The organism is Robinsoniella peoriensis, assembly GCF_000797495.1.
GTDB lineage: Bacteria > Bacillota > Clostridia > Lachnospirales > Lachnospiraceae > Robinsoniella > Robinsoniella peoriensis.
On sequence record NZ_JTGN01000005.1, the window covers coordinates 1 to 16,443 of the forward strand.

The 16,443-nt window shown below is 39.4% G+C and carries 18 protein-coding genes; 15 read left to right on the top strand and 3 right to left on the bottom strand.

What is annotated here, in order from left to right; all coding sequences use genetic code 11:
* The first annotated feature begins 85 nt into the window (after positions 1 to 85).
* The 7 genes from QR40_RS31740 (at position 86) to QR40_RS11050 (ending at position 5,845) form a co-directional block, all read left to right on the top strand.
* Positions 86 to 247 (top strand): hypothetical protein, encoded by a 162-nt coding sequence (locus tag QR40_RS31740; protein WP_160295799.1) that lies wholly within the window; start codon positions 86 to 88, stop codon positions 245 to 247.
* Positions 248 to 1,234: an AraC family transcriptional regulator gene (locus tag QR40_RS11025; RefSeq protein ID WP_027294665.1), complete on the top strand. Its 987-nt coding sequence runs from the start codon at positions 248 to 250 to the stop codon at positions 1,232 to 1,234.
* A 39-nt stretch (positions 1,235 to 1,273) separates the two neighbouring features.
* Positions 1,274 to 2,389, top strand: coding sequence for a hypothetical protein (locus tag QR40_RS11030; RefSeq protein WP_027294664.1), 1,116 nt, complete (start codon positions 1,274 to 1,276; stop codon positions 2,387 to 2,389).
* Between the two features lie 133 nt (positions 2,390 to 2,522).
* A complete protein-coding gene (locus QR40_RS11035; RefSeq protein WP_027294663.1) occupies positions 2,523 to 3,788 on the top strand; it encodes an L-rhamnose isomerase in 1,266 nt (421 codons plus the stop codon).
* Between the two features lie 181 nt (positions 3,789 to 3,969).
* A complete protein-coding gene (locus QR40_RS11040) occupies positions 3,970 to 4,353 on the top strand; it encodes a GntR family transcriptional regulator (RefSeq protein ID WP_027294662.1) in 384 nt (127 codons plus the stop codon).
* Positions 4,353 to 5,213: an ABC transporter ATP-binding protein gene (locus tag QR40_RS11045; protein WP_027294661.1), complete on the top strand. Its 861-nt coding sequence runs from the start codon at positions 4,353 to 4,355 to the stop codon at positions 5,211 to 5,213. Before QR40_RS11040 ends, QR40_RS11045 begins: the two co-directional genes overlap by 1 nt.
* On the top strand, positions 5,210 to 5,845 hold the full coding sequence (locus tag QR40_RS11050) for an ABC-2 transporter permease (protein WP_044295021.1): 636 nt from the start codon (positions 5,210 to 5,212) through the stop codon (positions 5,843 to 5,845). The genes QR40_RS11045 and QR40_RS11050 overlap by 4 nt, the downstream gene beginning before the upstream one ends.
* Here QR40_RS11050 and QR40_RS11055 read toward each other — a convergent pair.
* From QR40_RS11055 to QR40_RS11065, 3 genes are all read right to left on the bottom strand, one after another.
* Entirely contained in the window at positions 5,833 to 6,816 is a 984-nt protein-coding gene (locus tag QR40_RS11055) for an FAD:protein FMN transferase (RefSeq protein ID WP_044295026.1), read from the bottom strand. The genes QR40_RS11050 and QR40_RS11055 overlap by 13 nt on opposite strands.
* A gap of 80 nt (positions 6,817 to 6,896) precedes the next feature.
* The gene (locus QR40_RS11060; protein ID WP_027294658.1) at positions 6,897 to 7,526 is read right to left on the bottom strand and encodes a response regulator; all 630 of its coding nucleotides are present in this window, start codon (positions 7,524 to 7,526) and stop codon (positions 6,897 to 6,899) included.
* Positions 7,527 to 7,548: 22 nt separating this feature from the next.
* Positions 7,549 to 8,616 carry a sensor histidine kinase gene (locus QR40_RS11065; RefSeq protein ID WP_052430799.1) on the bottom strand — a complete coding sequence of 356 codons (1,068 nt, stop codon included), beginning with the start codon at positions 8,614 to 8,616 and terminating at the stop codon, positions 7,549 to 7,551.
* 224 nt (positions 8,617 to 8,840) lie between these two features.
* On the opposite strand from QR40_RS11065, the gene QR40_RS11070 reads away from it, so the two are divergent.
* From QR40_RS11070 to QR40_RS11105, 8 genes are all read left to right on the top strand, one after another.
* Positions 8,841 to 9,782 (top strand): ABC transporter ATP-binding protein, encoded by a 942-nt coding sequence (locus QR40_RS11070; protein WP_200889746.1) that lies wholly within the window; start codon positions 8,841 to 8,843, stop codon positions 9,780 to 9,782.
* A gap of 9 nt (positions 9,783 to 9,791) precedes the next feature.
* Positions 9,792 to 10,925, top strand: a complete 1,134-nt coding sequence (locus tag QR40_RS11075; RefSeq protein ID WP_044295027.1) for an ABC transporter permease — start codon at positions 9,792 to 9,794, stop codon at positions 10,923 to 10,925.
* Positions 10,912 to 12,060 (top strand): ABC transporter permease, encoded by a 1,149-nt coding sequence (locus QR40_RS11080; protein WP_044295028.1) that lies wholly within the window; start codon positions 10,912 to 10,914, stop codon positions 12,058 to 12,060. Before QR40_RS11075 ends, QR40_RS11080 begins: the two co-directional genes overlap by 14 nt.
* 261 nt (positions 12,061 to 12,321) lie before the next feature.
* Positions 12,322 to 12,648, top strand: a complete 327-nt coding sequence (locus QR40_RS11085; RefSeq protein ID WP_027294653.1) for a PadR family transcriptional regulator — start codon at positions 12,322 to 12,324, stop codon at positions 12,646 to 12,648.
* On the top strand, positions 12,635 to 13,216 hold the full coding sequence (locus tag QR40_RS11090) for a DUF1700 domain-containing protein (RefSeq protein ID WP_027294652.1): 582 nt from the start codon (positions 12,635 to 12,637) through the stop codon (positions 13,214 to 13,216). The genes QR40_RS11085 and QR40_RS11090 overlap by 14 nt, the downstream gene beginning before the upstream one ends.
* Entirely contained in the window at positions 13,213 to 14,394 is a 1,182-nt protein-coding gene (locus QR40_RS11095; protein ID WP_044295029.1) for a DUF4097 family beta strand repeat-containing protein, read from the top strand. The genes QR40_RS11090 and QR40_RS11095 overlap by 4 nt, the downstream gene beginning before the upstream one ends.
* 86 nt (positions 14,395 to 14,480) lie before the next feature.
* Positions 14,481 to 15,503: a glycosyltransferase family 2 protein gene (locus QR40_RS11100; protein WP_044295030.1), complete on the top strand. Its 1,023-nt coding sequence runs from the start codon at positions 14,481 to 14,483 to the stop codon at positions 15,501 to 15,503.
* A 151-nt stretch (positions 15,504 to 15,654) separates the two neighbouring features.
* Entirely contained in the window at positions 15,655 to 16,362 is a 708-nt protein-coding gene (locus QR40_RS11105) for a putative ABC transporter permease (RefSeq protein ID WP_044295032.1), read from the top strand.
* The last annotated feature ends 81 nt before the right edge of the window (positions 16,363 to 16,443 follow it).

Genomic DNA, 16,443 nt, shown 5'->3' on the forward strand with positions numbered 1-16,443 from the left:
TTTACTCATTGCCTATTCAATCTACTGTGGTGTGACACGAACGCACCCTGAAGGTGGATCAACCTGCATAAAACGAACGCTGCGAATGAGGAGCTGGTTAACAGACTTTTGTACGGGCGCGAAGCCCAAGGAGGAATCCGTTATACCGATTGCTCCATCATTATACAGCTTAAGCAACAAGATGGATAATTCCTTACTGGCTGTAAGGGATATTAACCATAAATATATTGTAGTAGGAGGAATATAATTGCAGCAATCATTGATTAAGCGTCTGAAACCCATCACAGAAGAGGAGCAGAGGATTTTAACCGGAGACAGGCATATCCAGAAGGAGATTTATACTACCGGCAGGGAATTCACGGTGGACAGTGCAAAGATGCTTGAGAAGGGAAGACTGATAGATATTCGTACTCATACCAGGTTCATTGCTTTTCCTTCCCATAAGCACAATTATATTGAGATTATGTATATGTGTGCAGGCCAGACTTCCCATATTATAAACGGCAGCACCAAAGTGACGCTGAAAGAGGGGGATCTGCTTTTTATGAACCAGTTTTCCGCTCATGAGATTTTAGCGGCAAAGGAAGAGGATATTGGGATTAACTTTATTATACTCCCGGAGTTTTTTGATGAAGTACTGCCCATGCTTACCAAGGGAAATGTACTGAGTAATTTTCTGGTCAGTACTCTTCGCAGGAATACCAATACGGCAGGGTATCTGCATTATCGGGTAGCCCAGGTGCTTCCGATTCAAAATCTGATCGAAAATCTGGTATGGTCCTTGCTTAACCATCAGCCGAATTACCGCCAGATTAACCAGACCACTATGGGCCTGCTGTTTATGCAGCTGGTGAATGCAACAGACTGCATCGAAGCGGGTAATCAGGAACAGCATCAGGATTTATTTATTATGCAGGTGTTAAAATACATTGAAGAAAACTATAAAGCGGCAACGCTGAGTGAAATTGCAGGTGATATGAACCAGTCTGTTTCCAATATGAGCAAGCAGATTAAACATGCCACAGGAAGAACATTTAAAGAACTTCTTCAGGAGAAGCGGCTTTCCCAGGCGGAACATCTGATACGGGATACCACAATTCCAATAACTGACATTATTTATCTGGTAGGATATGACAATACAAGCTATTTTCACCGTATTTTCAAGGAAAACTATCATATGAGCCCGAAATGTTATCGAAAAGCTATCGTTGACAATGGCAGCAATTCTTTATAGAATAGAAGAGTAGTTGTTTAGCAAAAGACAGGAGGGCATATGAATAAGAAAAAATCAGGGATTATCTGCTTACTGGTTCTGTTGATCTGTCTGTTGATTCCGATGACGGCTTCGGCAGCATCGAAGAAAAATGGATGGTATCAGAAGGGCAGTAAATGGTACTATGCGAAAAATGGGAAAAATGAAACCGGATGGAAGAAGTACCAGGGGAAAAAGTTCTATTTACAGAAAGATAAGAATGGCCGGATGGCTACCGGCTGGTGCAAGATAGGAAGCAAGTGGTATTATTTTGAACCGACTAAATCACCGGTGGGTGCAATGCGCACAGGATGGTTGAATGTTGGTGGAAAGAAGTATTACCTTGGAAAAAAAGGTGTGATGTACACCGGCAAACGCAAGATCGGAAAAAACAGATACCAGTTTGCCGTATCCGGAGAATTGGTCCGAAAGCTGAAAAACCCTCAGTGGAGAACCAACAGTAAAGGGAAATGGTACGATAATGGCGATGGTACATACCCCAAATTCACCTGGATGACGATAGGTGGGAAACGGTACTATTTCGACAGAAACGGATATGTAATTACCGGGTGGCAGGAGATAAACAGCAAGTATTATTACATGGGTACAGATGGGGCTATGCATGCAAATAAGTGGATTACCACCAATGGACGTAAGTTTTACGTACAGAGTGACGGTACCATGGCCACCTGTAAATGGGTGGGTAAAAAGTATGTAGGTGCAGACGGCTACTGGATTAAAAAATATCAGTCTGCCAGCAACAAAGGAAAAGACGGCTGGACAGGAGATAACAGTACGGTTCGCTTCAAAAAAAATAATGCTGCAGTTGTTAACTGGAGATACTTTAAAAATGGAAGGAAACTGAGGGGCTGGAACCTGATCGGTGGAAAATATTACTATTTTGAAAATGATGGCTATATGCGAATCGGATGGCTGAAACGCGGCAGTTCCATGTATTTTATGAGCACCTCAAAGTCCGGTAATATCGGAGCGGCAGTAAAGGGATGGATGAAAATAGACGGCAAGCTTTATTATTTCTTCCCAACAGGTAAGATGGCTAGAAACCAGACTCTTCTGGCAAGTGATAAAAAATATTATACATTTGATAATAATGGTGTTTGTGTGAAGGTTAGCTGACAGTTGTATTGGTAGCATTGCACAACTTCATAATTGGAAAATAAGGACGTAAATTAGAAAAATTGCGTCCTTGTTTTTTTGCCCTGAAAAAACTATAATGAAGAAAAATAACAAATGAAAGGCGGAAACACTTATGTATAATGTTGAAAAAGGGTATGAAGCAGCAAAAGAATTTTATGCACAATATGGTATTGATGTAGATAAAGCAATTGAAATTGCAGACAAAACGCCAATTTCCATGCATTGCTGGCAGGGAGATGATGTAGCTGGAACAGAAGTAAAAGAAGACAAGTCTCTTACAGGAGGAATTCAGGCTACCGGTAACTATCCCGGAAAAGCTACAAACGGAGAAGAATTAAGGGCTGATATCGAAGAAGCCATGAAATTCATCCCAGGTGAATTAAAAGTAAATGTACACGCAAATTACCAGGAAGCAGACCGTTTCGTAGACCGTAATGAAATCCAGCCTGAACATTTCGCAAAATGGGCTGACTGGGCTGTAGAAAAAGGATTGGGACTGGATTTTAACCCAACTTATTTTGCTCATCCAAAAAGTACAGAAAAAGGAACACTTTCCTGTGCAGATGAAGATATTCGTAAATTCTGGGTAGAACATGGTATTAAATGTCGTCAGATCGGTGAATATTTCTATAAGAAAACAGGAAAACCTTGTGTCATCAATCACTGGACACCGGATGGAGATAAAGAAGTTCCGGTTGATACCTTAGGACCGAGACAGCGCCTGAAAAAGAGCTATGATGAAATCTTTGAAGCAACCAAGGACGTAGAAGGGGTTGTTGATGGTATTGAATCAAAAGTATTCGGTATCGGAGCAGAAAGCTATACAGTAGGATCTCATGAATTCTGTATGGGTTATGTAATGAATGCAAATAAAGATCACATCATTATGACTTTAGATGCTGGACATTATCATCCAACAGAAACAGTTTCCGGAAAATTGTCCAGTATTTATACCTTTGATAATTCCGTATTATTGCATGTAACACGTCCGGTACGCTGGGATTCCGATCACGTAGTAGGATTTGATGATGAAACCAGAGCTATTTTTGAAGAACTGGTTCGTATGGATAAATTAAAAGATACATATGTTGCAACTGATTTCTTTGATGCATCCATTAATCGTGTTGCAGCATGGGTAATCGGTCTTAGAAATACCAGAAAAGCAATGTTGGCAGCTTTATTACAGCCAGTAGACCAGATGAAGAAAATGGAGGCAGACGGTGATGTAAGTGCAAGACTTGCATACAAAGAAGAATTCAAAGCAGCTCCATTTGCAATGGTATGGGATTATTACTGTGCAAAGAAAAATGCAGGAACCGGATTAGAGTGGTTAAAAGATGTGAAACAGTATGAGAGTGATGTATTGTTAAAGAGATAATGAATAATGGAAGGGCTGTTACACTTGTGAAGTGTGCAGCTCTTTTTTTGTGGAAAGAGGTGGCTGATAAGAAGAAGTTTTATATTCAATTTACCTCTTGACATTTTTTATAAAGTGTACTATATTGTACTTGTACAATAAGTACACTTAAGTACACCGGATGATACTTGGAGGTTAGAATGTGGAAATAATCATTAGTAACAATAAGAGTAAACCTATTTATGAGCAGATCACATCTCAGATTAAAGCTGCCATAATGAGCGGGGAGATGCAGCCCGGGGAAATGCTTCCTTCTATGCGGGCGCTGGCTAAATCTTTACATATAAGTGTGATTACGGCACAGAAGGCTTATGAAGACCTGCAGCGCGATGGATTTATAGAAACGGTAACCGGCAGGGGAACTTTTGTGGCTAGCACTAATAAAGAATTTTTTCAGGAAGAAAAACTGCGAAATGCAGAAGAAAAGCTTCAGGAGGCAGCAGAGATTGGCAGAAGCAGTGGGATCAGCCTAAAGAAGCTGATAGAGCTTTTGACCATATTTTATGAGGACGAGGAGGATTCATGATGGATTATATTTTAGAAGTAAGGGATCTGGAGAAAAAATATAAGGATTTTACATTGGACAAAATAAGTTTTTCTATTCCGTCGGGTACAATTGTAGGTTTAATCGGTGAAAATGGAGCAGGAAAGAGTACTACAATTAATTCTATTTTAAATCTTATTAAAAAAGATGGCGGAGAAATTAAGATTCTAGGGAAAGAGATGACGGATAACGACACGGGAATGCGTAATGACATCGGAGTTGTATTTGACGGAGATAACTTTTATGAGACTCTGACCCCCAGAAAAATCGGAAATATAATGAAGAAAATTTATTCTAATTGGGATACAGACTGTTTTCAGGGATACTTGAAAAAATTTCAGCTTTCTGAAAATAAGGAGATAAAGGAATACTCAAAAGGCATGAAGATGAAGTTTACAATAGCAGTGGCATTGTCTCATAATCCAAGATTATTGATCTTAGATGAGGCAACCAGCGGACTGGATCCTATTGTCAGAGATGAAGTGCTGGATATTTTCCTTGATTTTGTGCAGGATGAGACACATGCGGTTTTAGTTTCTTCCCACATCACCAGTGATCTGGAAAAGATAGCGGATTATATTACCTTCATTCACGAAGGTAAACTGATATTTTCTTTGGCAAAGGATGAACTAATTTATAACTATGGAATTATCAAGTGCGGTAAGGAACAGTTTGTAAAAATAGACAGAAATGACATCATTACTTACCGGAAAAAAGATTATGAATATGAAGTTCTGGTATCGGATAAAGCAAAAATGGAACGAAAATATAAAAACTGTCTTATGAATGATGTTTCCATTGATGATATTATGCTTCTGTATGTGAAAGGAGAAACGGTATGAGAGGATTAATATTAAAAGATTTGTACAATATAGCACATAATGCAAAATTAATGGGGTTGATGCTGGTGGTTATGGCTGTGATACTGGTACCTACCAATGGAATTATCAGCTTTATGGGAGTCTGTGTTATTATATGCAGTATGATGTTAATAACGACGATCAGTTTTGATGATATATCAAAATGGAACCGGTATGCAATGATTATGCCACTTTCACGAAGAGATGTAGTAAAAAGCAAATACATAGTTTTGATTATTTTCTCCCTGGTAGGAAGCATAGTGGGAATCGTTATATGCAGTGTTGGCGGCATTCTTTTAAAAGAATTTGATATGGTTAATATTTTGGCAACGGCAGTCGGCTGTATCGGAATTGCTTTGGTGTTTGGAAGTGTTATATTACCGCTTCTCTATAAATTTGGAGCTGAGAAAGCCAGATTGTTAATGATGGTATGTTTCCTGATTCCCACAGCGGTTGTGTACATCGCTGCAAATGTGATGCAAAGCGCAGGACTGCCGCCACTGGGAGAGACTTTTATAATATTAATAATCGTCTCTCTGCCGTTTTTATGCATTCTGATTATGTATATCTCTTATCGTATCAGCTTGAAGATTTTTCTAAATCAGGAATTGTAATCAGTGTCTCTGGAGTCATGAAGCTGATAATCATCGGTTATGAAAATAGCATCTATATCAGGAAGAGACCGGATCAGTTCTATGCCCTTTTGAAGCCCCAGGGCGAAGCAGGTTGTGCTGAGGGCGTCACCATCTACGGATTGTTCGGAAATTATGGTGACACCAAGCAGCCCGTTTTGAAAGGGGTAACCTGTTTTGGCATCTAGAATATGGTGATAGATTACACCGTCCTGTTTAAAATACCGTTCGTAAACGCCGGAGGTAACGACAGACTCATCGCTTAAATGTACAGAAGTAATCGCAGCATTTTGTTCATCAAAAGGTTTTTGAATACCGATATTCCAGGCAGAACCGTCTGGCTTTGTACCGATAGTAAGTACATTGCCGCCCAGATTAATTAATCCGCTTTTTACATTTTTTGAAACGAGATAGTCTTTAATTTTATCAGCGATATAACCTTTGGCAATGGCTCCAAGATCAATTGAGGCTTTGGGATTTGAAAGGGTTACGGTATTGCCACTAATCGAAATGGTATGATAATCCACAAGATTCTTTGCTTTTTCAATATCCTGACTGTCGGGTATGGTTTTCTTATCCTTGAAATCCCAGAGTGAACTTAAAGGTGCTATCGTGATATCAAATGCTCCATCAGATAACTCGCTGTATGTAAGGGATTTCTGAATTAATGCAATGGTTTCATCAGATACCGTGACGGGTTTTCCTTCTGCTTGATTTATACGGGAAACATCGCTGGTTGCAACGGTTTTACTTAAAAGTTGTTCATATTTCTCGCAGACAGCAAAGGATTCATCTAAAAGAGATTCATTTCCGGTATCATAAAGGGTAATCTGAATAACCGTATCCAGTAAAAAGCCCTGCTTACTGATTGGTTCCCTGGAAGAACTGCACGCTGAAAGCAACAGACAACAGGCAAGCATGCAAAAAGTAAGCAGTTTATAAATAGTTTTCATAGCAGAGCCGATCCTTTCGTATTATGTGTAAGATATTTTATGTCAGCCTTATTATAGCACCAAAGGAGACCTGCCGCAAATTATCCGCGATGCTGGTAGAAAAATATTGCCAGTTGTGTCCGGTCTCTCAGGTCTAATTTATCTAAGATGGTGCTAAGGTAATTCCTTACGGTTCCTTCGCTTAGATACAAAGTCTCAGAAATTTCTTTATTACTAAGTCCATCTGCAACCAGTTTGATAATTTCCAGTTCTTTTGGCAGAACACCATGGGAACTATAATTGTATTGTTCCGTGTTCTGCATTAACTCAGGTATTTTCCTTACAATTTCACTTCCGAACACACTTTGACCGGAATAGACAGCTTTTAGGGCAGGTACAATGCTTTCGTAGTTCTGTTTCAGAAGATAACCTTTTGCACCGATATGTAATGCCCGGATAATATATTCATCATCCGAAAAAGTAGTTAAGTAAAGGATTTTTGCCAATGGATCTTTTTTTAAAATTTTCTCTCCGGCTTCCAGGCCGCTCATATGTACCATACGGATGTCCATTAAAAGGATGTCCGTTTCTTTCTGATGTGCTTCAAAAAGTTCAATTGCTTCATTGCCGCTGCTTCCAACGGCAGTGACCTTTATCTCCGGATCACTTTCTAAGATTGTTTTCAGTGACAGGGCAACCAGCTGGTCGTCATCTACAATTATTATATTCATATATTTTCCTTTCTGATAAGAGTCAGTACGTTTTTGGAACTGACGCAAATATTTTAAAACCGTGATCGATGCTTGTACGGAAAGTACCATGTAAAGCCTGAACCCGTTCCTGCATATTTTCAAGCCCGATTCCGTGGGAAGAAATGTTCCCGGGAACAGGATTGCCATTGTCGCTGATATGAATCTGATAAAAGGAAGGATGTTCTCTGACGATGATAACAATATTGCTGGCATCACTGTGTTTTACTATATTTGAAAGTCCTTCCTTGATCAGCATGATAAAACAATACTTTACATTTCTTGGAATGGTATCACTCATATCGTATTCTAACGTTGTTTCGTAAGTTTTATAATCTTTCAAAATAGTGCGGATGGTATCATAAAGGTCAATGGAGTCATCATGGAGATCGTGGACGCTTTCCCGAATGCTGTCCATAGCACTGGAAAGCGTATCTTTTACGGAAAGCAGAGGTGCTTTCAGGCTATTGTCTTTATTAACCGCCAAAAGTGCACCGGTCTGTAATATAGAGCGGGACAGCATATGTCCCACATTATCATGTATTTCTCTTGCAATGCGGTTTCGTTCTTTCAGCGTGGCAAGGTGTATTTCATAGTCTTGCTTTTCTAACAGGTCTTTGTTTTTGTTTTCCAATAAAAGATTGAGTTCACGGCTGCTGTCCCGGGATATCTTCAGCTGTTGGGACAGTTTTTGAAAGGTTTCTGTCCGGTAGCAGAGCAGGTAACTCAATATAAAAAAGACGAAAACAGACAGGTTTAACGGATGGAAATCGATTGCCAGATATCGAAAGCATGCTGCTGCGCCGATAATAGTCAGGATCCTTAGTTTCCAGGTGCAAAAGTCGTAAATAATCAGAGGAAGCAGCAGGCAGAATGGCGGGATCAGAAAACACAGGAAAAGATACAGACAGCCTGTGAGAACCGTGACTTTGAGCTGATCGAAATAAGTATTTAGACAGCTGATGCCAAATGCAGTGACAAATACAAATACGGGCAGGATAGATAGGGAACTGTCGATTAAAAATATACAGCAGCAAATCAATATAATGCATTTATCAATTAATGTATCCATGGGGGTTCCTCCTTGCATGTTACAGTCGAAAGTGATGAATTTACAGACATGCTCTGCTGTAGTTTACTTCTTTATTATACCTATTAGCGATTGAAATCTCAATAACAGATTCATCAAAACAGGATGTTATGACAAATGTCATCTAACATCCTGACATACGGCACTTCTCTGGGTCTGCTGATTGGTTTATAATGGCAGTATCAAATAAATGGAGGGTGCTAAGAATGAGTGAAACAATTGTTAAAATAGAAAATCTTGTAAAACGATACAAAGAACTGGTAGCATTAGATCATTTCAATCTGGATATTAAAAGGGGAGAGATCTTTGGGCTGCTGGGCCCAAATGGATCGGGAAAGACAACGGCAATCAGCTGTCTCTTATCCCTGCTTTCTTATGATAAGGGAAAGATAGAGGTATTTGGTAAAACGATGCATCCGGACAGCTATGACAGCAAGCGGAAGATCGGGGTTATTATGCAGAATGTAGCCGTTTTTGAGGAACTGACAGTCCATGAAAATCTGGATTATTTTTGTGGACTGTATGTGAATGATAAACAGGAAAGGAAGAAACTGGTAGAAGAGGCAATTGACTTTGTAGGACTTCAGGAATTTAAAAAATTTTATCCCAGAAAGTTATCCGGTGGACTTCTTAGAAGATTAAATATCGGATGCGGGATTGCCCACAAACCAGAACTGATTATCATGGATGAACCTACCGTAGCAGTGGATCCCCAGAGCAGAAACCACATACTAAGAGGAATACAGAAACTGAATCAAGAGGGGGCAACAATCATCTATACTTCCCATTACATGGAGGAAGTGGAACAGATCTGTACCCGGGTTGCCATTATGGATAATGGGCAGAATCTGGCAATTGGGACAACGGAAGAACTTAAGAACATGATCAAAGTTGGTGAAACCATCCGGATCGAAATACTGGGTCTGGAAAGCAGCATTCTGTTGAAAATCAAAGAACTTCCACATGTCTATTCAGTGGCATATGAAGAGAACGTATTAAAAATAAAGTGCAGCAGTGCGAATCATAATCTTATAAGAATATTGAATTATCTTCAGGATCAGGGAATTTCTTTTGGCAGGGTTTTCTCAGAAATGCCAACTTTAAACGATGTGTTTTTAGAGATTACAGGCAGAGAGCTGAGAGATTAGGAGGGCGTTATGTTTTTTCATATTTATAAATACCGCCTGAAAGGGCTGGTACGAAATTGGCAGGGATTATTTTGGACATTGGCTTTTCCCATGATTCTGGGTACTCTTTTCTTCGTGACCTTTGGAAACTTTATGAATCGGGAAGAAAAATTACAGGCGATTCCGGTGGCAGCAGTGATGGAAAACCAGGACAGCTATTTTAAAGAACTGCTGGATGAATTATCCAAACCGGGGGCAGACCAGATAATGAACATTCAATATACGAATGAGGATGCCGCAGGGAAACTCCTGAGTGACGGTGACGTAGATGGTGTGTTTTATGTGTCGGATACAGTACAATTAATGGTTAAAAAGACTGGAATCAATCAAAGTATTTTAAGTTCCTTACTGGACAGTTATCTCCAGGCGGAAAATATGATTAAAAAAGCAATAAAATTAAATCCGGCTTCTGCGGAGATTATAATGAAAAATCTGAATGAAGATGTGACCGTAAATAAAGAAATAACCCTGAGCAGCGGAAATCAGGATGCAATGATGCAGTATTTCTATGCCCTTCTTGCGATGGCATGTCTGTACGGGTGTTTTCTGGGATTATACAATGCAGGATATATTCAGGCAAACCTTACCACACTGGCTGCCAGAAAGATGACTTCGCCTGTCCACCGTATGACTATGATAATGGGTGAATTTGCGGCAGCAGTCTCTGTGCAATTTTGTTCCCTGCTGATATTGATGGGATATCTGCGGTTTGTACTTGGGGTAAACTTTGGAAATAAAATACCGGCAATTCTGTTTTTGGCATTCGTCGGCACTTTACTTGGCGTATCCATGGGATTTTTTGCAGGCTGTATCGGAAGAACATCCCTGAGTGTAAAAACGGGTATCATGATTGCACTCAATATGTTTTTATGCTTTTTCAGCGGTTTATTCATAAATACAATTAAAAATGACGTGGAACAGGTCTGCCCTATTATAAACCGTATCAATCCTGCAGTGGTGCTGTCAGATGCATTTTACGCACTTGATATTTATGATACTTACGACCGCTATTTTAAGAATATTATTATATTATTGATTTTTACCGCAATATTCTGTATAGGGGGATTTTTGCTGGCAAGGAGGAAGAAATATGCAAGTCTTTAATTGTTTTTACAAAATTATTAAAAAAAACATAGGAGGATTATTACTTTATTTTGGGATTTTTATCGGCCTTGCAATATTAATGTCTAATGTTACTTCCGGTACAGAGATGCAGAGTTTTCAGGATACTAAGATACAGATAGCAGTCATTGACCGTGACGGCAGTGAACTTAGCAGGGCACTTAAGGAATATATGGGATCCAGACAGAATCTGGTTGAGATAGAAGATGATAAGGAAAAGATGCAGGACAATTTATTTGCCAGAAAAGTAGAATATATTCTGATCATCCCTGCTGGATTTGAAGAGAAAATAAAGAATGGGGAAGAGGTTTATACCGAAAATATTAAGGTTCCCGGCTCCTATACCGGATATTTTGCAGACAGTCAGGTAAGCCAATATTTAAAATCTTTGAAAACATATTTAGCGGCGGGTTATTCGGTGACAGATGCAGCAAAAAATGTATCTGAGGATCTGGAATTAAAAGGCCAGGTTACGCTGCAGGGGGATACAGTAAAGGCGAGTATGCCATCTGTTTACTATTATCTGAGGTATATTCCATATGCGCTGATGGCGGTGCTGATATATGGAATCAGTCCGGCACTGCGTGCTTTTCAAAACAGGGATCTGAAAAAAAGGAATGAGTGCGGTGCCATGACAATGAATCAGAGGAATAAACAGATTATGATTGCCTGCGTGGCATTTTCTGCCATCATATGGGGTGTATTTATGATCATGGCAGTCGTGCTTTACAGGGGACAGTTATTAGATGGGAACATAAAATACGGTATATTAAATACAATAGCGTTTTTATTGCTCGCAGCATCAATAGCATTTATGGTGGGCATGCTGGTAAAAAGTGATAATGCCCTTACGGCGCTGGTCAATATTATCAGTCTCGGCTTCTGCTTTATGGGCGGGGTCTTTGTTCCCCAGGAAGTCATGAGTGAAAAAGTATTGGCATTCTGTAAGTTTGTACCGTCCTTTTGGTATGTAAAAGTGAATGATATGCTGGGAGGAGCAATCGGCATTACCCACCAGATGAGAACGGATGTATGGATGGGGATTTTGGTGCAGGTAGGATTTGCAGCAGCAATTTTTGCTCTTACTTTAGTACTGATTAAAAAAACAAGAGTTTAGACATACCTCTGGATCATAACAGGTTAACGGTTTCGTCAGAAGAAGCAGTATGAGTCTGCTGCTTTTGGCGGAGCCTTTTTGCTGTTCCTGTTCTTGAAAATGCAGTGAGAAATATAATATATTCTATAATTCTATATAGCGGAATGTATTATATAAAAAAAATAATTATATATGTTGACAAAGTATATTATACGACATATAATATAGTCAAACAAAAGGTATTAGATTTACTTTTTGAACAAAACGAGAGGAGGCGGTAAGATGACTTATCAATTGGGAGCGGCACTTACAGATGCAATTGTCTTGGCGATTATTGCAAAGGGAGATACGTATGGATACTCTATTTCCCAGGAAATGAAAAAGGTAACGGATTTAAAGGAGTCTACGCTTTACCCGGTATTGAGAAGATTACAGAATCATGGCTATCTGGGAACTTATGACCAGCCATTTCAGGGGAGGAATCGAAAATATTATTATCTGACTCCCGAAGGAAAGAAACAATATCAGCATTTTGTAGATGAATGGATTACTTATCGAGCAGGAATAGAAGAAATAATTTTGGGAGGAACTAAAAATGGGCAAGAATGAATATTTGCGGACTCTGGCGCGTGAACTTCGAAAGCTGCCAAAGGAAGAGTTCAATACAGCGATGGATTATTATACGGAATATTTTGAAGATGCCGGACCGGAAAAGGAACAGGAGATCATTCAGGAACTTGGAACTCCCCGTGAAGTAGCATATCAGATTATTACGGATGCTGCAATTAAGCGGATGGAAGAACAGGTAGATGTAAAAAAAGGATTCAGCACTCTTTGGATCATAATATTAGGGATCTGTGCAGCTCCTGTGGCACTTCCAATGGCATTTGCGATGGTAGCCCTGTTTGCTTCTATGCTCCTGGTGGTAGTTGCGTTTGTGGGGTCTGCAATTCTGGTTGACCTGTGTGCATTGGCCGGAGGGATTGTTACGGCATTTTGTGGAATTTACCTTTTATTTACCCAACCAGCGACCGGCATTGCATTGCTCGGACTTGGAATGGCAGCTGTTGGAATTGGAATCTTTGTAGGATTTGGAATTATCGGAATCGGCAGACGTATGGTAAAAGGGATTGGTAAAATGTTCAGAAACATTTTAAAGAGGAGGAAAAAGTCATGAAAAAGTATCAGAAAGTTTTGCTGATCACCGCAGGATGCCTGACACTTGCAGGAGGCATTGTTATGGTAACCGGTCTTGCACTGGGTGGCAGCCTGGGATTGAGACTGACTTCAGAAGGAATTTATACTGGAAATGATCAGGGAAAATATTTAGAAGAAACAAAAAGTTTAAAAGATATAAAAAATTTAGAAATAAGTGCGGGTTATGGCAATATCTATATAGAACAGGGGGATTCATTCCGGCTGGAATATGGCTACGATGATATGTTCGCCAAACCGGAATATAAAGCTGATAATGGGAAGGTTAGTTTCAACCTGAAAAGTGTCCATCAAAACGGGATCAGTCTCATTGGCATCGGTAATTTCGCTAATCAGAAAAAAGAAGATTATATTAAACTGATTCTGCCAAAAGGCATTGAATTGGATCAGCTGAAAGTACGATCAGATTATGGTGAGCTGAGTCTGAATCAGGCAGATATTAAGAAACTGATATTAGAAGGCGACAGCGGAAATATCAATATTACGAATGTAAATATGGAAGAACTCAGTCTGAATCTGGATTATGGTAAATTAGAAATGGAAAATTGTGTTGTTCCAGAGCTGAAGATTGATAATGATACCAGTTCCGGTGATTTGGAATTGAAAAATATTACTGCAAAAAATGTGAAAATAAGCACAGACTACGGTAATGTTACAGTTGATCAGATGAAAGCCGATCAGGTAGAGATTATGAATAACAACGGCTCTGTGGACCTGCGTAATATGGAAGGAAACACGAAAAATAAAAGAATGAATCTGCTTACAGTAAACGGTGAATACGGAGCTATCGGTCTTAGAAACGTTAAGACTAATAGTCTGAACATAGAAAGTGATTATGGAACAGTCAAAGGAACAGATATTACGGCTGTAAAAAATAATATTCGTCAGGAAAACGGAAAATGCAGTATAGATAACCTGAACACGTCAGATACTAATATCAAGAACGAATACGGTGATGTTGACCTGACTCTGGCAAAATCAGAAAAAGAATATGATTTTTATCTGGATACGGATGATGGAGAAGTCAACATTAACGGTGAGCATTACGGAGACGATTATACCAGGGATAACGGAAAAGATAAACAGATCAGAGTAAGCGTTGAATATAACGCCAGAATCTCTATCAGCGCAGAAGAGTAGTTTACAATAAGTTGATAAATTCTTGATATTTGTCTGTTAGAGTGATAGAAAAACGAAAGCAGAATTTATACGAAGGGAAGAAGCCTATGAAAATTTTATCTGTCATAGTACCTTGTTATCAATCACAGGATTATATGGAACATTGTATCAAGACCTTACTGACCGGTCAGGATGATGTGGAAATACTTGTAATTGACGACGGTTCAAAAGACCATACACTATCTATTGCACAGAAATATGAATCAAAATATCCAAACATAGTGCGTGCTATACATCAGGAGAATAAGGGGCATGGCGGAGCTCTGAACACAGGAATTGCCAATGCAAAAGGACTCTACCTGAAAGTTGTAGACAGTGACGACTGGGTTAATCAGGAGGCATACAAAAAGATTCTGGAAGAACTGAAAGAACTAATTGCTTCAGATGAAATGCCGGATCTGGTAGTATCTAATTTTGTATATGAAAAACAGGGTGCAAAGCGGAAGAAGGTAATTAATTACCGGCGGTATATGAAAACCGGAGAAACATTTACCTGGAAAGATACCAGAGGACTTCCGGTAACCAATTATCTGATGATGCATTCCCTTATTTACCGCACTGAACTGGTGAGAAGCAGTGGGCTGGTATTGCCTGAACATACTTTTTATGTAGATAATATTTATGTCTTTCAACCCCTGCCTTATGTGCGGACAATTCGGTACCTGGATTTAAATTTCTACCGGTATTTTATAGGAAGAGAAGATCAGTCGGTTCAGGAATCCGTAATGATTGGACGAATGGATCAGCATTACCGGGTAACCCGTAACTTAATTGACTATATGCATAAGAAACAGTTTATGATCAAAGAACGTTCTTTGCGTAAGACGATGTATACAAATCTGAAACTGGCAATGGCAATTGCCACGATTCTCGCAATGCTGAAAGATACACCGGACAGCGGTAAAGAACTGAAACAGATTTGGAGATATTTAAAAAATCTTGACAGCCGCATGTATCGAAAAGTGAGATATAGCTGCATTGGTATTTGGGTAAATCTTCCGGGTAGATTAGGAAGGCGCACAGTACTTGGCTGTTATCATTTACTTCAAAGACTTTATGGATTTAATTAATGGAATGTATCCCGGGGATTGTGGCATATTCCTGCCACAGACTGGGAAGCACATTATAAATGAAGGGGGCAAAGTTTGAAAGAAAAGCGCTTTCAAACTATTTATTAAGGCAGTATCGCAGGCAGGACTGCGATATGCGGGAGGTATAACTATGAACACAAAGGGAAGTTTGAAAAGAGAAAGATTTGCAGTAGGATATAATAAATATAAAATATTTTGGATTTTTATGATGGGAGGGATAATGGGATGCATCCTGGAGACAATCTGGTGCTATTTTGCATTTGGGGAAATTTCCAGCAGAACCAGTAACCTATTCCTGCCATTCAGTTCCGTATGGGGTCTTGGATGCGCCTTATTTACTGTTTTTTTACATAGCACGAAAGAAATGAAAACTTTTAATATATTCATTAAAGGATATGTTTTAGGGGGCATATTTGAATTTATCTGCGGTTATGTCTGCCAGGTGATGCTGGGGGTTACATTTTGGGACTATTCCGGATTGCCCTTTACCCTGGGACATTATGTGAATTTAATATTCTGTATTTTCTGGGGAGTGGTAGCGATCGCCTGGGCAAAATGGGTTTATCCGCTTCTTTCCGGATTAATTGAACGGGCGCCGAGAAAAGCAGGGATATTAGTAACAAAAATAGCGGTATGTTTTATGGTAGTGACTGCAACCATATCTGGTGTGGCGCTGCTTCGTATGTCAGAGAGACAGTTAAACAGACCTGCTAAAAATGTGGTGGAAATGAGGTTGGATAAATATTTTCCCGACCATGTAATGAAAAAGTACTTTCCGAAAATGAAATATATTTCAGAACCTCATTTGAGAGGTGATGTGGTGAAATCGGATACATAAAATAAAGGAAATAATCCTTGAACCTGTGCAGTTATGAGGCGAATCATGATTTGTATTTTTTATTGATTGAAATTATCCCTG